General features: G+C 54.5%; 21 protein-coding genes. 4 read left to right on the forward strand and 17 right to left on the reverse strand.

Features of this window, described 5'->3' with window-relative positions:
* Positions 1 to 215: 215 nt before the first annotated feature.
* The 4 genes from hemG to pepQ are packed head-to-tail and all read right to left on the reverse strand — an operon-like array spanning position 216 to position 4199.
* Positions 216 to 749, reverse strand: coding sequence for a menaquinone-dependent protoporphyrinogen IX dehydrogenase (gene hemG / locus CNE01S_RS18910; protein ID WP_038476803.1), 534 nt, complete (start codon positions 747 to 749; stop codon positions 216 to 218).
* 11 nt (positions 750 to 760) lie between these two features.
* Positions 761 to 2212 carry a Trk system potassium transporter TrkH gene (gene trkH, locus CNE01S_RS18915; RefSeq protein ID WP_008455438.1) on the reverse strand — a complete coding sequence of 484 codons (1452 nt, stop codon included), beginning with the start codon at positions 2210 to 2212 and terminating at the stop codon, positions 761 to 763.
* A gap of 41 nt (positions 2213 to 2253) precedes the next feature.
* On the reverse strand, positions 2254 to 2868 hold the full coding sequence (locus CNE01S_RS18920) for an IMPACT family protein (protein ID WP_061277778.1): 615 nt from the start codon (positions 2866 to 2868) through the stop codon (positions 2254 to 2256).
* Positions 2868 to 4199 (reverse strand): Xaa-Pro dipeptidase, encoded by a 1332-nt coding sequence (gene pepQ / locus CNE01S_RS18925; protein ID WP_061277779.1) that lies wholly within the window; start codon positions 4197 to 4199, stop codon positions 2868 to 2870. Before pepQ ends, CNE01S_RS18920 begins: the two co-directional genes overlap by 1 nt.
* Before the next feature lie 190 nt (positions 4200 to 4389).
* Between pepQ and fadB the strand changes: the two genes are divergently transcribed.
* Entirely contained in the window at positions 4390 to 6579 is a 2190-nt protein-coding gene (gene fadB, locus CNE01S_RS18930; RefSeq protein ID WP_061277780.1) for a fatty acid oxidation complex subunit alpha FadB, read from the forward strand.
* Between the two features lie 9 nt (positions 6580 to 6588).
* Positions 6589 to 7752: an acetyl-CoA C-acyltransferase FadA gene (gene fadA, locus CNE01S_RS18935; RefSeq protein ID WP_061277781.1), complete on the forward strand. Its 1164-nt coding sequence runs from the start codon at positions 6589 to 6591 to the stop codon at positions 7750 to 7752.
* 119 nt (positions 7753 to 7871) lie between these two features.
* Here the strand turns inward: fadA and fre are convergent, their stop codons facing one another.
* The gene (fre, locus tag CNE01S_RS18940; protein ID WP_045783611.1) at positions 7872 to 8573 is read right to left on the reverse strand and encodes an NAD(P)H-flavin reductase; all 702 of its coding nucleotides are present in this window, start codon (positions 8571 to 8573) and stop codon (positions 7872 to 7874) included.
* A 47-nt stretch (positions 8574 to 8620) separates the two neighbouring features.
* Positions 8621 to 10114: a 4-hydroxy-3-polyprenylbenzoate decarboxylase gene (ubiD, locus tag CNE01S_RS18945; protein ID WP_096754214.1), complete on the reverse strand. Its 1494-nt coding sequence runs from the start codon at positions 10112 to 10114 to the stop codon at positions 8621 to 8623.
* Between the two features lie 176 nt (positions 10115 to 10290).
* On the opposite strand from ubiD, the gene rfaH reads away from it, so the two are divergent.
* Positions 10291 to 10779: a transcription/translation regulatory transformer protein RfaH gene (gene rfaH / locus CNE01S_RS18950; RefSeq protein WP_061277783.1), complete on the forward strand. Its 489-nt coding sequence runs from the start codon at positions 10291 to 10293 to the stop codon at positions 10777 to 10779.
* Positions 10780 to 10825: 46 nt separating this feature from the next.
* Here rfaH and hemB read toward each other — a convergent pair whose 3' ends face one another.
* From hemB to udp, 10 genes are all read right to left on the reverse strand, one after another.
* Entirely contained in the window at positions 10826 to 11848 is a 1023-nt protein-coding gene (hemB, locus tag CNE01S_RS18955; protein ID WP_061277784.1) for a porphobilinogen synthase, read from the reverse strand.
* Positions 11845 to 12645, reverse strand: coding sequence for a 3'-5' ssDNA/RNA exonuclease TatD (gene tatD, locus CNE01S_RS18960; protein WP_061277785.1), 801 nt, complete (start codon positions 12643 to 12645; stop codon positions 11845 to 11847). Before tatD ends, hemB begins: the two co-directional genes overlap by 4 nt.
* 43 nt (positions 12646 to 12688) lie before the next feature.
* Positions 12689 to 13471, reverse strand: a complete 783-nt coding sequence (gene tatC / locus CNE01S_RS18965) for a Sec-independent protein translocase subunit TatC (protein WP_061277786.1) — start codon at positions 13469 to 13471, stop codon at positions 12689 to 12691.
* Between the two features lie 2 nt (positions 13472 to 13473).
* The gene (gene tatB / locus CNE01S_RS18970; RefSeq protein ID WP_061277787.1) at positions 13474 to 14031 is read right to left on the reverse strand and encodes a Sec-independent protein translocase protein TatB; all 558 of its coding nucleotides are present in this window, start codon (positions 14029 to 14031) and stop codon (positions 13474 to 13476) included.
* 3 nt (positions 14032 to 14034) lie between these two features.
* Entirely contained in the window at positions 14035 to 14289 is a 255-nt protein-coding gene (gene tatA, locus CNE01S_RS18975) for a twin-arginine translocase TatA/TatE family subunit (RefSeq protein WP_039289241.1), read from the reverse strand.
* Positions 14290 to 14366: 77 nt separating this feature from the next.
* Positions 14367 to 16007 carry a ubiquinone biosynthesis regulatory protein kinase UbiB gene (ubiB, locus tag CNE01S_RS18980; RefSeq protein WP_061277788.1) on the reverse strand — a complete coding sequence of 547 codons (1641 nt, stop codon included), beginning with the start codon at positions 16005 to 16007 and terminating at the stop codon, positions 14367 to 14369.
* Entirely contained in the window at positions 16004 to 16609 is a 606-nt protein-coding gene (ubiJ, locus tag CNE01S_RS18985) for a ubiquinone biosynthesis protein UbiJ (RefSeq protein ID WP_061277789.1), read from the reverse strand. Before ubiJ ends, ubiB begins: the two co-directional genes overlap by 4 nt.
* A 13-nt stretch (positions 16610 to 16622) precedes the next feature.
* Positions 16623 to 17393 carry a bifunctional demethylmenaquinone methyltransferase/2-methoxy-6-polyprenyl-1,4-benzoquinol methylase UbiE gene (ubiE, locus tag CNE01S_RS18990; RefSeq protein ID WP_008455469.1) on the reverse strand — a complete coding sequence of 257 codons (771 nt, stop codon included), beginning with the start codon at positions 17391 to 17393 and terminating at the stop codon, positions 16623 to 16625.
* A gap of 91 nt (positions 17394 to 17484) precedes the next feature.
* Positions 17485 to 18918, reverse strand: coding sequence for a DNA recombination protein RmuC (gene rmuC, locus CNE01S_RS18995; protein WP_061277790.1), 1434 nt, complete (start codon positions 18916 to 18918; stop codon positions 17485 to 17487).
* Between the two features lie 142 nt (positions 18919 to 19060).
* Entirely contained in the window at positions 19061 to 19822 is a 762-nt protein-coding gene (gene udp, locus CNE01S_RS19000) for a uridine phosphorylase (protein ID WP_008455474.1), read from the reverse strand.
* Between the two features lie 254 nt (positions 19823 to 20076).
* Between udp and CNE01S_RS19005 the strand changes: the two genes are divergently transcribed.
* Complete coding sequence (locus CNE01S_RS19005) at positions 20077 to 20904, forward strand: dienelactone hydrolase family protein (protein WP_061277791.1); 828 nt, start codon at positions 20077 to 20079, stop codon at positions 20902 to 20904.
* 38 nt (positions 20905 to 20942) lie between these two features.
* Here CNE01S_RS19005 and metE read toward each other — a convergent pair whose 3' ends face one another.
* Positions 20943 to 23204, reverse strand: coding sequence for a 5-methyltetrahydropteroyltriglutamate--homocysteine S-methyltransferase (gene metE / locus CNE01S_RS19010; protein ID WP_061277792.1), 2262 nt, complete (start codon positions 23202 to 23204; stop codon positions 20943 to 20945).
* Positions 23205 to 23299: the final 95 nt, after the last annotated feature.

The following is a 23299-nucleotide window of genomic DNA, read 5'->3' on the forward strand; positions in this document are numbered from 1 at the left end:
CTACTTTCTCAGTAGCGCGGGCTGTGCATATTACGCTTTCCCGCTGCGTAGTCAAGCATTTATTTTTCGCTTCACTCCGCCTGACACGCCGCTTTGCAAGCCGTTGTTCCGTGTCAGTGGAGGCGCATTATAGGGAGTTCTTCGGCGGTGACAAGCGTTTATTTAAAAAAACTTTCTGACCGTATTCTTTTTCGCCAACCCGCTTATTTACAACACTATTTGGTGCTTAACTGCGCAATTTCATGGGCAAAACGGGCTACCTGCTGCCAATCGGTATAAACCACTTCTTTACTAGTATCAGTTTCACCGTCGGTCATTTTCATAATTAAGCGGATCATGAAGCGGTCTAGCCAACCATAACGTGGATAACGCAGTGCGCCTGCAAACACGGCGCAATGGTCTGGCTGCCAAACCGAGTTAAGCAAAAACTTGCGGGTATAGGGATTTGTCTGTGGCGAACGCTTCTCTGGTTTACGAGCAACCAGGTTGACCGCGAAAAATGCACTCGCACGCTCCTTCAACTGCAGCTGATGCTTTTTAACAAACGCCTCGACGGATGCATGAAAATGCCCGTAGCGAATAGAAGCACCAATAATTACCCGATCGTAGTTAGCCCAGGCGATATCCTCACAGCGATGGAGATTAACCACATCACTCTCAACGCCCAGCTCTTTCAGTTCAGAAGAGATATAGGAAGCTATCTCACGAGTTTGACCATCTCGGGTCGAAAACAGAATTAAGGTTTTCACACAGGCTCCGGTTACTCGCGCCAGAAAGTAGGCGTGAACAGTACTAACAGGGTAAACACTTCAAGGCGGCCAAACAGCATATTCACGATCAGGATCCATTTGGCCACGGGATTCATACTGGCAAAGTTGTCGGCAACGACGCCAAGCCCCGGGCCCAGGTTATTCAGCGTTGCCGCTACCGAGGCGAATGCTGAGAAGTCATCGACGCCTGTCGCAATGATGGCCAGCATACTGACGATAAACACCAGCGCATAAGCAGAGAAGAATCCCCATACCGCTTCGAGGATTCGTTCCGGCAAAGCTCGATTTCCAAGTTTGATGCTGTAAACCGCATTCGGATGCACCAGACGTTTCAACTCGCGATTACCTTGTTTGAACAGCAGCAGGATACGAATCACTTTCAGGCCACCACCGGTGGAACCCGCGCAGCCACCGATGAAAGCAGAACAGAGCAGCAATACCGGCAAGAACAGCGGCCAGCGGGCGATGCTGTCCGTGGTAAAGCCCGCGGTGGTCGCCATCGATACGACCTGGAAGAAGGCCTGGTTCAACGTCTGCCAGGCTGACTGGTAGGTATTATGGAACCAAAGCACCAGCGTGCAGACCAGAACCAGCGATAACTGCACGCCGATAAACATCCGAAATTCCGGGTCGCGCCAGTACACCTTCAGGCTGCGCCCGCTAAGCAGGGAGAAGTGCAGGCTATAGTTACAGCCGGAGATCAGCAGGAAGATTGCGATAATAGTATTGATGGTTGGACTATTGAAGTAGCCCACGCTGGCGTCATGAGTAGAGAAGCCGCCAATCGCAATAGTAGAGAAGCTATGCCCGATAGCGTCAAACGCCGGCATACCGGCAAACCAAAGCGCAAGCGCGCAGGCAATCGTCAGCAGGACGTAAATAAGCCACAGCGTCTTTGCCGTTTCGGCGATTCGCGGGCGCATTTTGTTATCTTTTAGCGGCCCCGGCATTTCTGCCCGGTAGAGCTGCAACCCCCCGACGCCAAGAATAGGCAAGATGGCCACAGCCAGGACAATGATCCCCATCCCACCGAACCATTGCAGCATTTGCCGATAGAATAGAATCGCATGAGGCAAAGAGTCCAACCCCACCAGCGTTGTCGCCCCGGTGGTCGTCAGGCCAGAAAAAGATTCAAAAAAGGCGTCTGTTACCGTCAAGTTTGGCCGCTCGGCGAAGACAAACGGTAGCGCACCCACGCTGCCCAGCACGGTCCAGAACAGCACAACGATCAGGAAGCCTTCTTTGGGTTTAAGATCTCTTTTCTCACGGCGGTTAGGCCACCACAGCAAAGAGCCTATCGCCAGCGCAACGAAAAAAGTTTGGGTAAAGGCGCGGCCGGCACCATCGCGATAGATTAGAGCCACTAAGCCGGGGAGTATCATGGTTCCGGAAAAGAGGATAACCAACAGACCAACGATTCGGGTTATGGCGCGAAAATGCATTTCAGCCGCTTCCTTAAATATCTATAAATAACGAGGTGGGATTATTGTTCAAACGGCAATAAATGCAATGCACCGCGGCTAAAATCACTCAGCCTGGCGCTGAAAGCAGCCACCTGGGTTTGCGGCAATGCTACGCGCAGATCAACGGCGACCTGGAAGTCGCTTTCCACGATAAGACCATCACTTTGCTTGAGCAGCGCTTCCACACCCGCCAGCTGCGAATAGTCGCACTGCAAAGTATATTCGGTTAACGGCACTTTGAGCACTGTCGGAAGCTGGTTTAACGCCAGCTGCACGCCGCCGCCGTAGGCTTTCACCAGGCCACCCGTGCCCAGCTTCACCCCGCCATAATAGCGCACTACAACCGCCGTGATTTCACCAATGCCTTTCCCCATCAGTTGGGCAAGTATGGGTTTTCCTGCAGTGCCGGCAGGTTCGCCATCATCCGAGAAACCGAGCTGCTGCGAGTCATCCGGCGCTCCGGCGACCCATGCCCAGCAGTGGTGCCGGGCGTCCGGGTGTTCAGCCCGGACCTTCTCCACAAAAGCTTTAGCCGCTATTACCCCGTCTGTATGGGCGACAAGGGTAATAAAGCGGCTTTTTTTAATCTCCTCGCTGACCGTGACGGGCTCAGCGGGGATAGGCCAGCTTTCCATTACGCGAGCTTCAGGTTACGCGTCATGTTTTCGGTGCTGTTTTCATAGATAACGACGTTATCTTCAATACGAATGCCGCCAAACGGCTTCAGGGCTTCAATGTGCTTCCAGTCGAAGTACTTGCTGTACTGCCCTTCACGCCACGGGGCCAGCAGCGATTCAATGAAATACAGGCCCGGTTCGATGGTCAGTACCATGCGAGGCTCCAGCACACGGGTACAGCGTAGGTAAGGATGCTGCGAAGGTGCAGCCAGATGCGTCCCCGTATCGTCCTGCATAAACCCGGCTACGTCGTGAACCTGCAGGCCTAGCGGGTGCCCGATGCCGTGTGGCATGAACGGGGTTGTGATCCCGGCTTCCAACATTGCTTCTTCGCTGATGTCGTTCACCAGTTTGTGGCGGCGCAGCAGCTTAGCCAGGCGCTGATGGAACTGGATGTGGTAGTCGGTATAACGCACACCGGATTTCATGGTGTCGATAAACGCCAGTTGCTCTTCGTTGACGTCTTTAATCAGGTGAGCAAAATCGCTGTCGCTGTGGGTGGTCCAGGTGCGGGTCAGGTCGGCGGCATAGCCATTATATTCAGCCCCAGCGTCCAGCAGGAAGCTGCGGATTTCCGCTGGAACGCGGTGATCCAGTTTGGTGTAGTGCAGCACCGAAGCATGCTCATTGAGCGCCACGATATTGCCATAAGGCACGTCAGTATCGCGGTGGCCGGTCGCAGTCAGATAGGCGATGTTAATATCGAACTCGCTCATACCGGACAGGAAAGCTTCATGCGCAGCACGGTGGCCTACGACCGCTGTTTTCTGCGCTTCACGCATGCAGGACAGTTCGTAGTCCGTTTTATAGGCGCGATAGTAATGCAGGTAATCGATAACCCCTTTCGGGTTGATATTGGCTGGCGTGATATCCAGCTGCAAAGCGCGCTCTGGCACCGGGCCAATGTAGCCAATATTGCCGCGTGCGGCAGGCAGTTGGCTGCCAATACCGTCGGCTTTAGGCAACGCAATCACTTCAATATCATCTGTCCAGAAGGATTCCGGCAGCGGCTCCACGTTGTGCCAGTAATCCACTGGCAGATAGAACCACAGCTTCGGCTTATTCACGCCATCCACCAGCAGCCAGCAGTTAGGTACCTGAGTCACCGGCACCCACGCCTTGAACTGCGGGTTCACTTTAAACGGATAGGCATGGTCATCGAGGAAGACGTTGAACAGCTCCCCGGAGTGAATAAGTAATGCATCAAGGTTAAAACGCGCCAGAACGTTGCGGGTACGCTCCTGTAGCGTTGCCACATGATCTTTGTACAGCGCGGCCAGTGATTCCATAATTTATCCTTCTGTTTTTGTCTCTGTTCGCATCGCATCTTAGCATACCGGACAAACCACCGAGTTATTTCCGCCGCCTGTGATCGAGTTTGCAAATATTTAAAGAGAAATTTGCATTTCATTAACATCAATTCCACACTCCGCTTCATCTGGTACGACCAGATCCCATTGCTGGATTCAGGAGACTGACATGCTCTACCAAGGTGAAACCCTACATCTCGACTGGCTGGAAGACGGCATCGCCGAACTGGTTTTTGATGCCCCCGGTTCCGTCAACAAGCTGGATACGGCGACCGTCGCCAGCCTCGGCGAAGCGCTGGCCGTGCTTGAAAAACAGCCTAACCTCAAAGGCCTGCTGCTGAGCTCCAGCAAGTCCGCCTTCATCGTTGGCGCCGACATTACCGAATTCCTGTCGCTGTTCCTGGTCCCTGCCGAACAGCTGACCCACTGGCTGCAATTTGCCAACAGCGTTTTTAATCGCCTGGAAGATCTGCCCGTCCCAACCATCGCCGCCGTGAATGGCTACGCGCTGGGTGGCGGATGCGAATGCGTGCTGGCGACGGACTATCGCCTGGCAACGCCGGACGCCCGTATTGGCCTGCCGGAAACCAAGCTAGGCATTATGCCTGGCTTCGGCGGCTCCGTTCGCCTACCACGTTTATTGGGTGCAGATAGCGCGCTGGAAATTATTACCGCAGGTAAAGACGTCGGCGCGGCAGAAGCGCAGAAACTGGGCCTGGTTGATGGCGTAGTGAAAACCGAAAAGCTGCGCGACGGTGCGCTGGCGATTCTGCGGCAGGCAATCAAAGGCGAGCTGGACTGGCAGGCTAAACGCGCCCCGAAACTGCAGCCGCTGAAACTGAGCAAAATTGAAGCCGGCATGAGCTTTACCATCGCCAAAGGCATGGTGGCACAGATCGCCGGTAAACATTATCCAGCCCCGATGACCGCGGTAAAAACGATTGAAGCCGCCGCTGGCCTTGGTCGTGATGAAGCCCTGAAGCTGGAAACCCAAAGCTTTGTGCCGCTGGCTCGCTCCAATGAAGCCCGCGCGCTGGTCGGCATCTTCCTGAACGATCAGTTTGTTAAAGGCCAGGCGAAAAAGCTCACCAAAGACATTGAAACGCCTAAACACGCGGCCGTACTCGGCGCGGGCATTATGGGCGGCGGCATTGCTTATCAGTCTGCCTGGAAAGGCGTGCCGGTATTGATGAAGGACATTAACGAAAAGTCGCTGGCGCTGGGTATTAACGAAGCCAGCAAGCTGCTGAACAAGCAGCTTGAACGCGGCAAAATTGACGGTATGAAGCTGGCGCAGGTTATTTCGACCATTCAGCCAACGCTGGAATACGCCGGGTTTGATCGCGTAGACGTCGTTGTTGAAGCCGTGGTTGAAAACCCGAAAGTGAAAAAGGCGGTGCTGGCGGAAACCGAAGATAAGGTTCGCCCGGATGCCGTGCTGGCTTCCAACACCTCCACCATTCCTATTAGCGAACTGGCAAGCGTGCTGAAACGCCCGGAAAACTTCTGCGGCATGCACTTCTTTAACCCGGTGCATCGCATGCCGCTGGTTGAAGTCATTCGCGGAGAAAAAACCTCGGATGCGACCCTCGCCAAAGTGGTGGCATGGGCAAGCAAGATGGGCAAAACCCCTATCGTGGTAAATGACTGCCCGGGCTTCTTCGTAAACCGCGTGCTGTTCCCCTACTTTGCAGGCTTTAGCCAGCTGCTGCGCGACGGCGCGGATTTCCGTCAGATCGATAAAGTGATGGAAAAACAGTTCGGCTGGCCGATGGGCCCGGCTTACCTGCTGGACGTGGTCGGGATTGATACCGCCCATCACGCCCAGGCAGTGATGGCCGCAGGCTTCCCGCGGCGCATGAGCAAAGATTACCGCGACGCGATCGATGTACTGTTCGATGCCGGGCGCTACGGCCAGAAAACCCAGCAGGGCTTCTACCGCTTTAAAGAAGACAGCAAAGGCAAACCACGCAAAGAGCAGGACGAAGCTGTCGATAGCCTGCTGGCAGAAGTCAGCCAGCCTAAGCGTAACTTTAGCGAAGAAGAAATTATCGCCCGCATGATGATCCCAATGGTCAACGAAGTCGTTCGTTGCCTCGAAGAAGGCGTGATTGCCAGCCCGGCGGAAGCCGATATGGCACTGGTTTACGGCCTCGGTTTCCCTCCGTTCCACGGCGGTGCATTCCGCTGGCTGGATACCCTAGGCAGCGCGAAGTATTTCGATATGGCGCAGCAGTACCAAAACCTCGGCCCGCTGTACGTCGTGCCTGAAGGCCTGAAGGCCAAAGCATCACGCAATGAGCCGTACTATCCGCCGGTTGAGCCTGCCCGCCCGGCCAGTGACCTGAAAAGCGTCTGAGGAGTGATTATGGAAAAGGTTGTTATTGTTGATGCCATCCGTACGCCGATGGGCCGCTCTAAAGGCGGCGCGTTCCGCAACGTTCGCGCTGAGGATCTGTCGGCGCACCTGATGCGCAGCATTCTGTCCCGTAACCCGGCGCTCGAAGCGGCCGCGCTGGATGATATTTACTGGGGCTGCGTCCAACAGACTCTGGAGCAGGGTTTCAATATTGCCCGCAACGCATCGCTTCTGGCGGAAATACCTCATTCGGTTCCTGCCACCACGGTGAATCGCCTTTGTGGTTCTTCTATGCAGGCGTTGCACGATGCTGCACGTATGATTCAAACCGGCGACGCGCATGCTTGCCTGATTGGCGGCGTAGAACATATGGGCCACGTGCCGATGACCCACGGCATTGATTTCCATCCAGGCCTGAGCCGCAACGTGGCAAAAGCCGCCGGCATGATGGGCCTGACGGCTGAAATGCTTTCCCGCATCCACGGCATCAGCCGTGAAATGCAGGATCAGTTTGCCGCCCGCTCGCATCAGCGTGCCTGGGCCGCAACGGAAGCCGGTCACTTTAAAGCCGAGATTATGCCGACCAGCGGCCACGATGCCGACGGCGTTCTGAAGCGCTATGACTTCGACGAAGTGATTCGCCCGGAAACCACGGTTGAAGGTCTGGCGGCGCTGAAACCTGCTTTCGACCCAGTCAACGGTACCGTCACCGCGGGCACATCTTCGGCGCTGTCCGATGGTGCATCCGCGATGCTGCTGATGAGCGAATCACGCGCCAAAGAGCTGGGCCTGAAAATCCGCGCTCGCGTGCGGTCTATGGCCGTCGTCGGCTGCGATCCGTCCATCATGGGCTACGGGCCGGTCCCGGCATCAAGGCTGGCGCTGAAAAAAGCAGGCCTGACGGCGCAGGATATCGACCTGTTTGAAATGAACGAAGCGTTTGCCGCCCAGATCCTGCCGTGCATTAAAGATCTGGGGCTGATGGACAAGATCGACGAGAAGATCAACCTGAACGGGGGCGCGATCGCGCTCGGCCACCCGTTGGGTTGCTCCGGCTCGCGTATCAGCACCACGCTTATCAACCTGATGGAGCGTCGCGACGCACAGTTTGGCCTGGCCACCATGTGTATTGGCCTGGGTCAGGGCATCGCGACCGTATTTGAACGCGTTTAATAAAAAACGAAACTGAGTTTAGTTGCCGTGTTTCCCGCCTGTCAGGGGCGGGTTTTTTTATATCTGAAAGATAAAAAAACCACCGACGATGCGGTGGCTTATTCTGACGACGAACGGCCTTAGATAAAGGAGAAAGCGTCGCCGAACATGTGCTCAACCAGCGCCCCGCGCTCGTTACAGAACAGGTCACGGGCAATTTTTGCCATTTCGAAACGGCCCGCAATATAGATATCGTGCCCACTCAGTGAAGCGTGATCCTGCATAACGGCGGTAAGCACAGTCCCGCTACGTCCACGCCAGCCTTCTTCCGGCTGCTCCACCACGGCTTCAACACGCAGATTTGGATGCTGCAAGGTCAACCCTTCCAGTTCGGCCAGGTCGTAAAGATGTTTCTCTTCGCGGCCGCCCCAGTAGATGGCAATTTCACGCTCCGGGTTACGAGCCAGCGCCGTCAACAAAATAGAGCGAACGTAAGAGAAACCAGTTCCGCCAGCAATCAGGATAAGTGGGCGATCTTCATCTTCACGCAGCCACGCATCACCATGCGGCATATCAACCACAATTTCCTGCTCTTTCAGAATACGGTCCATGACCGCCATGGCGTAGAGGTTGAGCTCCGAAGCACCAATGTGCAGCTCAATGAACTCATGCTCGCTCGGCGTGGATGCCATAGAGAACGGGCGCTTGTCTCGTTCGTCCATCACCACCATCAAATACTGCCCGGCCTGGAATGAGAAATCGCCTTCCGGCAGCAATCGAACGCGATATACCGTGTCGGTTATCGCTTCTACCGAGGTCACTTTACAGCTTAAGGTTGTCATGCGTCCCCTCTGTCGGGTCAATAATGCTAAACCGTAAAGGTCGCCGCTCAGGCGCCTTTGTCGTTATCAAAAATAGCCAGTTCATCCCAGATTGCATCAATACGCGCGCATACCTCAACATCTTTCTTGATTGGGCGCCCCCATTCACGCTGGGTTTCGCCCGGCCATTTATTGGTGGCGTCCAGTCCCATTTTAGAGCCCAGCCCGGAAACCGGGGAGGCAAAATCCAGATAATCTATTGGCGTGTTATCCACCAGCACCGTATCACGTGACGGATCCATACGCGTAGTGATAGCCCAGATAACATCGTTCCAGTCGCGTGCATTGACATCATCATCACACACGATAACAAACTTGGTGTACATGAACTGACGCAGGAACGACCAAACCCCCATCATGACTCGCTTGGCATGCCCGGCATACTGTTTTTTGATTGTCACGACTGCCAGACGGTATGAACACCCTTCCGGCGGTAGATAGAAATCAATAATCTCCGGAAATTGCTTTTGCAGGATTGGCACCAGCACTTCATTGAGCGCAACGCCCAGTACCGCAGGTTCATCCGGCGGACGACCGGTATACGTTGAATGATAAATCGCATCCTGCCGTTGGGTAACGTGAGTTACGGTAAACACCGGGAAACTATCGACTTCATTGTAGTAACCCGTGTGGTCGCCGTAGGGGCCTTCCGGCGCCATTTCGCCACGCTCAATGTAGCCTTCCAGCACAATTTCTGCACCAGCAGGCACTTCAAGATCGTTAGAAATACACTTCACGACCTCGGTTTTGGTCCCGCGCAGCAGCCCGGCAAAAGCATATTCGGAAAGCGTATCCGGCACCGGCGTCACCGCGCCAAGGATAGTTGCCGGGTCAGCGCCAAGCGCTACGGAGACAGGGAAACGTTCACCCGGATGAGCCTCACACCACTCCTGGAAATCCAGGGCACCGCCACGGTGGGATAACCAGCGCATAATCAGCTTATTTTTGCCAATCAGCTGCTGGCGGTAAATACCCAGATTCTGGCGCTCTTTGTGCGGGCCGCGGGTGACCGTCAAGCCCCAGGTAATTAGCGGAGCAACGTCTTCAGGCCAGCAGCGCATGATCGGAATACGATTCAGGTCGACTTCATCACCTTCCCAAATTTGCTCCTGACAAGGCGCGTTACGCAGACGCTTGGTGGGCATATTCAGAACTTGTTTAAACTGCGGCAGTTTGTCGAACAGGTCGCGGAAACCTTTTGGCGGCTCAGGCTCTTTGAGGAAAGCCAGCAGTTTCCCGACTTCACGCAGGGCAGTAACATCTTCCTGACCCATCCCCATCGCTACGCGTTTCGGCGTTCCAAACAGGTTACACAGCACCGGCATGGTGTAGCCTTTCGGGTTTTCAAACAGCAAAGCCGGGCCACCGGCTCGCAGCGTGCGATCGGCAATTTCAGTCATTTCCAGGTTCGGATCGACGGGCAATGCGATACGTTTGAGTTCGCCCTGCTGCTCTAGCAGCGCAAGAAATTCGCGTAGGTCGTGGTATTTCATGCAATTTATCGTGACGTCGGATTTTGCCGTCATTATACGGACTTCACCGCCGCCATGCTGTATTTTTGTTAAATTAGCGTGAAACTCGCCGGCGGCGGCGCTTAGCCAGGTTATACTGGAGCTGTCTATCTCTGCGGAAGACGTTTTGTTATTCTGACGCGCTTAAGCGGGCGAAAAGAGAAATTATGCAATCCTGGTATCTTCTTTATTGTAAACGAGGCCAATTACTGCGCGCCAAAGAGCATCTTGAGCGTCAGGAGGTCAATTGCCTTACGCCAATGATCACGCTGGAAAAAATGGTGCGTGGTAAAAGAACTGCGGTCAGCGAGCCTTTGTTCCCTAATTACCTGTTTGTCGAGTTCGATCCGGAATCTATTCATACCACCACGGTGCATTCCACCCGTGGCGTCAGCCACTTCGTGCGCTTCGGCACGCAGCCGGCAACGGTGCCGGAGAAAGTGATTGATGAGCTGATTCACTTTCAGGCCGAGGACATCACCGACCCCGAAACGCCGTATCCGGGCGATAGCGTGGTGATTACCGAAGGCGCTTTCGAAGGGTTAGAGGCAATTTTTGCCGAACCCGACGGCGAAGCCCGTTCGATGCTGCTGCTGAACTTATTGAACAAGCAGGTGCGGCAAAGCGTCAGGAATACTGATTTCCGCAAGGTTTAATGCAAAGAGGCCAGCAAATGCTGGCCTCTTTCTTCCTGAATCGCAACTAGCGCTGCATCTGCTCATCGTGCAGCCATTGGGCAACACGTTTTGAGAAGTACGTCAGTACGCCATCCGCTCCGGCACGTTTAAAGCACATCAAAGATTCCATAATGGCCGGTTTTTCGGCCAACCAGCCGTTCTGAATCGCCGCCATGTGCATAGCGTATTCACCGGAAACCTGGTAAGCGAAAGTCGGCACGCCAAAAGTGTCTTTCACGCGACGCACAACGTCGAGGTATGGCATTCCTGGTTTCACCATCACCATATCAGCCCCTTCCTGCAGATCTTGCGCCACTTCCTGCAAGGCCTCATCGCTGTTAGCAGGGTCCATTTGGTAAGTCTTCTTGTTGCCGCCTTTCAGGTTACCGGAGGAGCCAATCGCATCCCGGAACGGCCCGTAGTAGCAGGAAGCATATTTCGCTGCGTAAGACATGATCTGGGTATTCACAAAGCCATCAGCTTCTAACTGATCCCGGATTGAGCCAATGCGTCCATCCATCATATCGCTGGGCGCGACGATTTCGGCCCCGGCTTCAGCATGGGAAAGTGCCTGACGAACCAGAATCTCGCGGGTGACGTCGTTGATCACATAGCCATCAGCGTCAATGACGCCGTCCTGGCCATGAGTAGTATAAGGATCCAGAGCAACGTCAGTCAGCAATCCAAGCTCAGGTACGGCGTCTTTCAGCGCGCGTACCGCCCGCTGCACCAGCCCGTTTGGGTTATAGGCTTCTTCCGCATGCAGCGATTTCCCGTCGCTTTCAATTACCGGGAACAGAGAGAGCACCGGTACACCCAGTTTCGCTACCGCCTCTGCTTCTTTCAGCAGTTGATCGATAGTCATACGATAAACGCCCGGCATTGACGGCACTTCCTGCTGCTGGTTGTGGCCTTCCATGACAAACACAGGGTAAATAAGGTCGTCTACCGTCAGTTGGTTTTCAGCCACAAGGCGACGGCTGAAGTCATGACGGCGTACGCGGCGCATACGGCGACCGGGAAACGTACCGGGAAATGCATAGCTCATTTAACTTTCTCCTGATTAAAACCCAGTCGGAATAACCGACGAGCATTGTCATCTGTTATCTGCGCAAGCCAGGCCGGGTCTTCACCGCGCCATTCGGCGACCTTATTCAGGATATGGGGCAGATAACAGGGTTCGTTGCGGCGGGACGCAGGTTTTGGTTGTAGATCCCGGGGCAACAAATAGGGCGCATCGGTTTCCAACAGCAACTGCTGAGCAGGGATAACCGGAAGTAATTCTCTTAAGGCTAAGCCGCGGCGCTCATCGCAAACCCAGCCGGTGATGCCGATAAATAACCCTCGCAGCAGGCAATCCCGTGCTTCTGCTTCAGTCCCGGTAAAGCAGTGCAGCACCACGCCAGGCAGTTGTTCCAGCCAGGGATCAAGCAGAGCAAGGAAGCGTTCGTGTGCATCCCGACAGTGCAAAAATACCGGCATCATCAGCTCTGCAGCTAATGCCAGCTGCGCGGTGAAAGCGCGCTCCTGCTCAGCAGGAGTGGAAAAATTACGGTTAAAATCCAGACCGCATTCGCCAATGGCGACCACCTGGGGTGCTGCCGCCAGGCGACGGATAGCTGCGGCAGTTTCGTCATTCCACTGGCTGGCATCATGGGGATGCACTCCGGCTGTGGACCAGCAGTTTTCATATTGCTGCGCCATGAGCAACGCTTGCTCACTTTCATGGAGGTTGGTACCGGTCAACATCATGCCGCTCAGGCCAGCCTGCCATGCTCGCGTGACCACTTCCGCATGGTCTTTCGCAAATTGCGAACTGGTTAGATTCACGCCAATATCAAACATCTCTCCCTCCAAACGACAACCGCCCCTGCGGGCGGTTATTTCATTACTGCTCTTTTTCAGAGCGCGTTTCTTCAGGTTCAGACTCATCATCTTCATCGCCATTACGCCCTTTACCGACGTAGAAGCGGGAGAAGAAGACGCCAACCTCAAACAGGCAGTACATTGGCACCGCCAGAAGGGTTTGCGAGAAAACATCCGGCGGCGTTAACAGCATGCCGACAACAAAAGCCCCGACCAGAATATAAGGGCGCTTCTGTTTCAATGATTCCGGTGTCGTCACCCCCATCCAGCACAGCAGGATAATGGCGACGGGCACTTCAAAGGCCACGCCAAAGGCCATGAAGAGCGACATGACAAAGTCGAGATATTTCGTAATGTCCGTCGAGACGACCACCCCTATTGGCGCGGTTTTTGTCAGGAAGCCAAAGGCCAGCGGGAAGACAACGAAGTAAGCAAACGCAATGCCGATATAAAACAGCAGCGTGCTGGAAAACAGCAGCGGCATCACCATTTTACGTTCATGCTTGTACAGCGCAGGGGCAATAAAGGCCCAAATCTGGTACAGAATGACCGGGGCGGCCAGGAACACCGAAACGTAAATGGTTAATTTAATCGGAGTAAAGAACGGCGAGGCGACATCGGTCGCAATCATCGTTGACCCCAACGGCATGTGTTTGATCAGCGGTGCGGAAACCACCTGATAGATGTCATTGGCGAAATAGACCAGCGCCAGGAAAATCACCAGCACGGCGATCATGCTGTTCAGCAGGCGCTTACGCAGCTCGATCAGATGGCTAATGAGCGGTTGGGTATCTTCAACAGCCATAGTTACGATTTTTCACCAGGAGGTTGCGTTGGGGTTACAGCAGGTGCAGCTTCGGGCAAAGGCTTCACCTGAGGCTCGGCAGCTGATTCGACGACGTTTTCGGCCGCCACTGGCGCCGGGGGCACCGCCTCTGACGGTACGGCATCAGGCGCTGCCGCCTGATGTGCCGCATGAGCTGGCGTTACGCCTTCATGACTTTGCTGTTCATCCTTTACCAATGGGTTATGGATGGTATGGGCTTCGTCACTGTTCTTTTCAGCATCGTTCTGGGTATAAGAACGCTTCATCGACTCAGCGGCCTGGCGCAGTTCGTCCATTGACGCCTTCAGTTCAGGCGTCAAATTATCCATACTGGCTTTCTCGACCTTTTTCAGGCTGTCCTGCAGTTCCTGCAGTTTCAGTTCCTGAGCGAGTTCGTTCTGAACCGTAGTAGCCAGAGAGCGCAGCGCGCGCACCCAGCCAACAACTGTTTTTACCGCCACCGGTAAGCGCTGCGGGCCCAGAACAATCAGGCCAATCACAAACACCAGCAGCAGTTCGCCGAAACCAATGTCGAACACGGTTTATACCTGCTCTTTGTCGTTGCTTTTCGCTTCGTCTTTTTTCACGTCGCTCGGTTTTTCAGAGAGGGATTTCGCTGTGAAATCAGCATCCTTCTCACCATTTTCTTTCTCTTTGCTGTCGTCGTCGCTCATGGCTTTCTTGAAGCCCTTGATAGACGCGCCAAGGTCTGAACCTAAAGAGCCCAGCTTCTTGGTGCCAAACAATAAAACAACGATAACAACAATGATTAGCAATTGTGGCCAACTGATGCCCATACCTACTCCTGAATAAAGATGTTAAGGCAATGAGAACCGCTATTATACGGCAATCACCCGTTAATTCCGATTAAAGTTCAGGCAGAGCGCCGCCAGCCAATCAGCCAGACAACGATTCCCCCCGCCATCAACCAGGCAGGCATAAAGTCCCACTCAGGTTTGTTGATCAGCAGCAGCGTCCCGCTCAGTATAAGCGTGGCACCAATGCCGAACAGGTAACGCGACTGTCCCTGCCGCACGTGATGAAGTTGCAGGTCGCGCTGAATTTTATCAACGCTAAGCTGTAATTGCTTGCCCTGGCGCAAACTGTTGTACACCAGTTCCGGCAATTCCGGCATTTTTTCCACCCAAAAAGGGGCTTTTTCTTTGAAAGCGCGTACCAGAGCAGGAATACCAACCTGATCTTTGATCCAGCTTTCCAGGAAAGGCTTCGCTGTTTTCCACAGATCCAGCTGAGGATAAAGCTGCCTACCGACGCCTTCGACGTATAAAAGGGTCTTTTGCAGTAAAACCAGCTGTGGTTGAACTTCCATGTTGAAACGGCGCGCGGTGTTGAACAGGTTCAGCAGCACATGGCCGAAAGAGATCTCAGCCAGCGGCTTCTCGAAAATAGGCTCGCAGACGGTACGAATAGCAAACTCGAACTCTTCTACATTTGTGTCCGGCGGTACCCAGCCGGAATCCACATGCAGCTCGGCCACTTTGCGGTAATCACGGTTGAAGAAGGCGATAAAGTTTTCCGCCAGATAACGCTTATCGTCTTTGTTCAGTGAACCCACAATGCCGCAATCGATCCCAATGTATTGCGGATCTTCAGGGTGGTCATAGCTCACAAAGATATTGCCCGGGTGCATGTCCGCATGGAAGAAGCTGTCGCGAAAGACCTGGGTAAAGAAGACCTGCACGCCACGTTCGGCAAGCAGCTTCATGTTAGTGCCCTGCGCTTCAAGCGCAACGGTATCGGAGACCGGAACGCCGTAAATCCGCTCCATCACCATCATGTTCTCGCTGCAATAGTCCGAATAAACTTCAGGCACATAGAGCATCGGGCTATTTTCGAAGTTACGACGCAGTTGGATGGCGTTGGCTGCTTCACGCAGCAGGTTTAACTCGTCGATCAGCGTTTTTTCGTATTCGCGCACGACTTCCAGCGGGCGGAGACGTCGGCCATCCGGCAGCAGGCGAGGCACCCAGCGAGCAAGGCGGTAGATAAGCTTCATGTCGGCTTTGATAACCGGCAGGATGTCAGGCCGAATCACCTTAATCACCACCTCTTTGCCACTCTCTTTCAGGCGTGCGGTATGCACCTGAGCAATCGAAGCAGAAGCCAGAGGCTTGATATCAAAATCGTCGAACCAGCTTTCAACGGGAATGCCACCCATCGCCAGTTCAATCTGTTTTTTCGCCAGCGCACCGTCAAAGGGCGCAACTCTGTCCTGCAGCATCGCGAGTTGGTCGGCAATGATCGGCGGGAACAGATCGCGGCGAGTGGAAAGCATCTGACCAAACTTGATCCAAACGGGCCCAAGCTCCTGTAGCGCAAGGCGAAGACGCTCGCCCAAAGGCTTTTCGCGATGACGATTAGGCATCCAGAACAGGCAACGCCGCCACAAACGTAACGGCAGCGTAATGCGCATCTTGGGAATCAGTTCATCAAGACCATAGCTCAGGAAGGTACGGACAATGAAATAAAGGCGGCGAATTTCTCCTGGCGTCATTTGCCCTCCAGCGTGTCCAGCCGTTTGCTGAGCGCATCCACCGAGCGTGCCAGCGCTTCGGTTTCCTCTGCAAACCAGGCAACTTCCAGCGAACCCGGCGCAACACGCCACTCTTCGGTGAGCGCTTCCCCCAGGTACTGCTGATTGCGGATAAATCCTTTTTTCAGCAGCTTGCCGCCATGACGCGCAAACTTACTGATGCCTTCAGAGGCAATATCGCCTATATACGGGGCCAGCAATTCCGCAGGGTCAAACTCTGCGAGATCCATCAGCGATGCCAAATTTTGTACAACCTGAATATCACCAGTAACGTCAAGTTCACCGCTGCGAATCAGAGCGGTAAGTTGCTGGCGATCGCGCAGTTTCGGCAGCACGCCGATATGGGTTGTGACGCTACAATCCGCCTCACCTTCCCACTGGCTCAGTACGTCCAGCTGTTGCTCACTGAACGCCAGCACCAGCGGCGCTGAAAATTCTTTCAGGCTAACGCGTAACGTCTTGCCCTGCAGGCGTTGACGCGCAGATTTCAGGCTACGATCTCGCCAGAGGAAGGTGTTCAATACACCTTCGATTCCAGCAGTCATCAGCGACATAAATGGCATCGCGGCTCCCTGGTTAGAATTTATAGCCACGATGTAGGGCGACAATCCCACCGGTCATATTGTAATAGGTGGTGTTTTCAAACCCGGCTTCTTCCATCATGCCTTTAAGCGTTTCCTGGTCCGGATGCATGCGAATGGATTCTGCCAGGTAGCGATAACTTTCGCCATCCTGAGCAACCATTTCACCAATGCGCGGCAGAATATGGAAGGAATAAGCGTCGTAGGCTTTGTTCAGCGGCTCGAAAGCCGGTTTGGAGAACTCAAGCACCAGCAGACGGCCACCGGGTTTTAGAACACGGAACATAGAGCGCAGCGCAGCGTCTTTATCCGTGACGTTGCGCAGGCCAAATGAAATAGTGATGCAGTCAAAGGTGTTGTCCGGGAACGGCAGCGCTTCGGCGTTTGCCTGCACGTATCTCACGTTCCCAACAATGCCGATGTTGCGTAGCTTTTCACGCCCCATTTTCAGCATTGAGTCATTGATGTCCGCCAGCACGACTTCACCGGTTTCACCCACCAGGCGAGAAAATTTCGCCGTTAGATCGCCCGTGCCGCCCGCAAGGTCCAGCACGCGCTGGCCGCGACGTACACCGCTACAGTCGATCGTGTAGCGTTTCCACAACCGGTGGATACCAAAAGACATAAGGTCGTTCATTACGTCGTATTTCGCCGCAACAGAGTGGAACACGTTCGCCACCATATCGACCTTCTGCTCTTTAGCTACGGTACGGAAGCCAAAGTGCGTTGTTTCCTGGGATCCGGACTCCTGGGATTCATCAACCATCTCAATGCCTGCTTAATCAAGAAAATGTTCGGGAAGTGTAACAGAATGGGCGCGAAAGCCCTATGATTCAACCGTGCGACTAAACCTTAGCTCAACGCCCTTCTCCTGAGCGTTGTGAAGCAAATTCATCACTTTCGGACTCAGATTCTGCACTCTCGTGGCCCAACCGTGCGGAATCATCTTCATCTTCCTGATGAGCACGTTCGACCAGATCTGGATTAATCTCTCGCTTCACTTCTACCCCAAGCCCGCGAAATGCCTCTGCCTGAACCAGGATATTTCCACGCCCCGACGAAAGCTTTTTCATCGCCTGGCGGTAGTTATCTTGTGCCTTATCGAGGCTTTGGCCAATCGCCGACATATCATCCACGAACAGGCGCATTTTATCGTACAGCCGCCCCGCTCTGTCGGCGATTTGCTGGGCATTACGGCTTTGATGTTCATAGCGCCACAGATTGGCAATGGTACGCAGCGCCACTAGCAGCGTCGTCGGGCTGACCAACATGATGTTATTTTTCAGCGCTTCGCTAATCAGCTCGGGCTGGCGGTCGATCGCCAGCAAGAAGGCGGGTTCAACCGGGATGAACATCAGCACGTAGTCCAGCGAACGCAGCCCCGGCAGTTGCTGGTAATCCTTACGGCCCAGAAGGCGAATATGGCTGCGGATAGCGGCAATATGCTCATTCAGCGCGCTTTCACGCGTGAGTTCATCTTCACCGTTGAAGTAGCGCTCATAGGCCACCAGCGTCATTTTCGCATCAATAACAACGTCTTTGCCCTGCGGCAGGCGAACAATAACATCCGGCTGCATACGGCTGTTGTTCTCAAGCTGGATGTTCACCTGAGTCTGGTATTCATGACCTTCACGCAGGCCAGAAGCTTCAAGCACGCGGGTTAATACCACTTCCCCCCAGTTGCCCTGGGTTTTGTTGTCGCCCTTCAGCGCTTTGGTGAGGTTTAGTGCCTCTTGTGCCATTTGTGCATTGAGCTGCTGCAGATTGCGGATTTCGTGCGTCAGCGTATGGCGTTCGCGCGCCTCCTGGCCAAAACTCTCCTGGACCTGGCGACGGAAGCCGTCGAGCTGCTCGCGAAGTGGCGAAAGGAGCACATTCAGGCTTTGGCGATTCTGTTCTTCTACCTTACGCCCGCTCTGCTCAAAAATACGGTTTGCCAGATTCTCAAACTGCTCGTTCAGGCGCTGCTCGCTGTTGAGCATTTGACGGTGCTTATCTTCGGCATTGAGCCGGGTTTGCTCCAGCAGCGTGGTTAATTCACGGATGTCGGCTTCCTGCCCGCTGTTAATTTCCATTTGGGCACGAACTTCACGGTTAAGCTGCTCGCACTCTTCCCGCCAGTGCTGGCTTTGCTGAAGCTCCTGGCGCGCGGCGGCAAGCTCCCCGTAGATTTCACGCTGCTCTTCGTGCAAAGCAGCCAGCCGCTGAGCCGCACGCAGGCTGGCAATAAGCCAACCGGTCAGTAAGCCCACCAGCCCAATGCCCAGCCCAAACAACAGTGAAATATCCATGCTTCCCCCAAAACAATGCCAACAGCGGCAAGATAAAATTCTGCTGTATAAATGTCCAGATGAAAAGGGATTTTCCGGAAGGCACTACGTAAAGCATAAAAAAAGCCGGCGAGCGCCGGCTTCGAATTGAAAACAGGGAAAACTACAGCAGGCGACGGGCCGCCTCGACCACGATTTTCACCGCGTGGCTTTCCGTTTTCTTCATGGTTTCCGCGTTAGGGATCTCTTGCTGAGTACGGTTCACGATAACCCCGGCAACCATACCCGCACGCAGGCCCTGGCTGGAACACATGGTCAACAGCGTGGCGGATTCCATTTCATAGTTCATCACACCCATCTCCTGCCACTCTTTCATCGAGCCCTTGAAGCGGCTAACGACGCGGCCGGACAGCGTGTCGTAACGCTCCTGCCCCGGGTAGAAGGTGTCTGAAGAGGCGGTTACGCCAATGTGGGTCGTGGCGCCTACGGCTTTTGCCGCTTCGACCAGCGCGGTGGTACAAGCGAAGTCTGCTACAGCCGGATATTCCATTGGAGCGAAGTGCAGGCTGGCCCCGTCAAGGCGAACGGATGCGGTAGTCACCAGCACGTCGCCCACGTTGATGTTCGGCTGAATCGCCCCGGTAGTCCCGACGCGCAGGAAAGTACGGATGCCAAGCTGCGCCAGTTCTTCAACCGCGATAGAAGTAGAAGGGCCACCGATGCCGGTAGAGCAGATGATAACCGGCTTACCGTCCAGCTCAGCACGCCAGGAAGTGAATTCACGATGGGAAGCCAGCTTAACCGGCTTGTCCATCAGCGCGGCGATTTTTTCCACACGCTCAGGATCGCCAGGGACGATGGCAAGCGTAGCCCCTTGCAGATCATTTTTAGTGAGGCCGAGATGGAAAACATCAGACTTGGACATAACAGACTCCTCTGTTGAGTAGGTTTCAGGAGAAGCAAAGCGACACTTTACAGAACCCCTGAGCATAATTTCGTGATGACGCTCACTTTGAATGAAACAAATTACATTTTTTGTATATTCATATGCGATCAGCATCACAATTAAGCGTCGATCGGGCTATTTTTTGAACTTTGGCGGCGTTTTTTGCCCGCCAGATTTGCTACTAATCCTGGCTATAGTTATCACACTGCGCTAATGCTGGTTCGGAGAAAACCATGAAACAAAAGCAAACAACACATAACACACCGGGCGAAGGTTTCGCACCGGCGGCATCACCCATCGCCCCCACTGCTTTGCTAACGCCGGACGACGCTATTCTTTCCGGGGAAACGTCAATTCCAAGCCAGGGCGACAATATGCCGGCTTATCACGCCAGGCCTAAAAATGCCGACGGGCCGCTTCCTGTGGTTATCATCATCCAGGAGATTTTTGGCGTCCACGAACACATCCGCGATCTATGCCGTCGACTAGCGCTTGAAGGCTATCTGGCCATTGCGCCAGAACTTTACTTTCGCCAGGGCGAACCGGGAGACTTCGCCGATATCCCAACGTTGCTGAGCGGACTGGTTTCAAAAGTCCCGGACAACCAGGTACTGGGTGATCTTGACCATGTGGCCAGCTGGGCTTCCCGCAACGGTGGTGACGCACACCGCCTGATGGTGACCGGTTTTTGCTGGGGTGGACGCATTGCCTGGCTGTATGCCGCGCACAATCCACAGCTCAAAGCCGCGGTGGCGTGGTACGGCAAGCTGGTGGGAGACAAAACATTAAACTCTCCGCATCATCCCGTAGATATCGCCGTCAACCTTAATGCGCCGGTGCTCGGCCTATATGGCGGCCAGGATACCGGAATTTCTCAGGAAAGCGTAGAGACAATGCGTCAGGCATTAAGAGCGGCAAATGCCAATGCGGAGATCATTGTCTACCCGGAAGCCGGCCATGCTTTTAACGCAGATTACCGCCCGAGTTATCATGAAGAGTCGGCCAAAGACGGCTGGGAAAGGATGCTGGCGTGGTTTAAGCGGTATGGCGTGAGGAAATAGAAAAACGGGGGCCAATTGCCCCCATTTTGTTTTTAGAACTATACACTACGCAGGTTCTGTGCCGCCTGGACCATGTTCGCCAACGCCGCACGAGTTTCTGGCCATCCGCGCGTTTTCAGGCCGCAATCCGGGTTAACCCACAGGCGCTCTGCCGGTACGGACTCCGCGGCTTTCTTCAGTAGCGCTTCAATCCACTCCACATCCGGAACGTTTGGGGAGTGAATGTCATACACGCCCGGCCCGATTTCGTTCGGGTATTCGAACTCTTTGAACGACTCCAGCAGATCCATATCGGAACGAGAAGTCTCGATGGTTATCACGTCCGCATCCAGCGCCGCGATAGAGTCCATGATGTCGTTGAATTCACAGTAGCACATATGGGTGTGGATCTGGGTGTCGTCACGCACCACGGCGGCGTTCAGGCGGAAGGCCTCAACGCCCCACGCCAGATAAGCCTGCCAGTCGGACTGACGCAGCGGTAAACCTTCACGCAGAGCAGGTTCATCAATCTGAATGATACCGATACCTGCGGCTTCCAAATCCGCTACTTCATCACGCAGGGCCAGGGCAATCTGCTTCGCGATAGTCTCGCGAGAAACATCTTCGCGCGGGAAGGACCAGCAAAGAATCGTTACCGGGCCGGTCAGCATGCCTTTTACCGGTTTGTCGGTCAGGGACTGCGCGTATTTCGCCCACTCAACGGTGATCGGCTCAGGGCGGCTGATGTCACCGATAACAATCGGCGGCTTAACGCAGCGGGAACCGTAACTCTGCACCCAGCCATTCTGAGTAAACACAAAACCATCCAGATGTTCGCCGAAGTACTCAACCATGTCGTTACGCTCGGCTTCGCCGTGCACCAGCACGTCCAGGCCCAGGCGCTCCTGCTCGGCAATCGCCTGCTTAATGTGTTCGGCGATACCGGTGCGGTAGTTGTTGGCATCCAGCTTCCCTTTCTTGAAGTCCAGGCGCAGGCCACGGATTTCGGTAGTTTGCGGGAAGGAGCCGATGGTCGTCGTTGGCCACGCCGGCAGATTGAAACGTTCACGCTGTGCCGCCGCACGCGCGGTATAGGAGCTCTGGCGCTGGCTGTCCTGAGCGGTAATTTTCGCCAGGCGTTCGCCCACGGCAGCATTGTGCACGCGCTTAGACTGGCGGCGAGCCTGAATCGGCGCACTCCATTCGGCAATTTTTGCGGTATCGCCGCTGTTCAGCGCTTCGGTCAGTAAGGACAGTTCGGCACATTTCTGCAGGGCAAAGGCAAACCAGCTTTTAACTTCAGCATCCAGGCGAGTCTCTACGCTCAGGTCAATTGGGCTGTGCAGCAGGGAGCAGGAAGAGGCAACCCACAGGTCACGTTTACCCACCAGGTCTTTCAGTTGAGCGTATTTCTCCGTCAGGTCGGCACGCCAGACGTTACGGCCGTTGATCACGCCCGCAGACAGCAGCCAGTTTGCAGGCAGCTTCTGATGAAGCTCTTTCACATCATCTTTGCCGTGAACAAAGTCTACGTGCAGGCCCTGTACCGGCAGCGCGGTGATGGTATCCAGGTTTGGCCCCACGCCTTCGAAATAGGTAGTTAGCAGCAGCTTAACCTGGCCGGTCAGCGCGTCGTAAGCTGGTTTGAAGGCATCGAGCCACGCTTTTGGCAGTTCCAGAACCAGCGCAGGTTCGTCGATCTGCACCCACTCAACGCCGCGTTTCGCCAGCTCGGCCAGCACCTGCTGGTACACCGGCAGAATATCTTTCAGCAGGCTCAGGCGATCAACCTGCTCGCCCTTCACTTTGCCCAGCCACAGGTAAGTCACCGGGCCCAGCAGGACAGGTTTTACCTTATGGCCCAGCGCAAGCGCTTCGTCGACTTCTTCCAGCAGCTGAGTCCAGGTCAGTTTGAACTGCTGACCCTTGGTAAATTCCGGCACCATGTAGTGGTAGTTAGTATTGAACCATTTGGTCATTTCTGCGGCGGCGGCAGGCTCGCCGGTTGGCGCACGACCACGACCAATGCGGAACAGTGTATCGATATCGACGCTGCCGTCTTTGTTCTGATGACGAGCCGGCACGTTACCGAGCAGCAGGCTGGTGGTCAGAACATGGTCGTACCAGGCAAAGTCGCCCACCGGCAGCAATTCAACGCCGGCCTGTTTTTGTTGGTCCCAGTGGCGGGCACGCAGTTCGCGGCCAACCGCCAGTAATTCTTCACGGGAGGTATTCCCTGCCCAGTAGCTTTCCTGTGCTTTTTTCAACTCGCGCTTAAGGCCGACGCGAGGGAAACCCAGGGTGTGATTATGGATTGTCATATTATCGCCTCTTTATTTATTAGATTAATCCAGATGGATTTCGGATTTAGGTAAGGCGGTAAGCTCGCTTATCTCCGGGAGCTTACATAAGTAAG

It is taken from the genome of Cedecea neteri NBRC 105707 = ATCC 33855, assembly GCF_001571265.1.
Classification (GTDB): Bacteria; Pseudomonadota; Gammaproteobacteria; order Enterobacterales; family Enterobacteriaceae; genus Cedecea; species Cedecea neteri.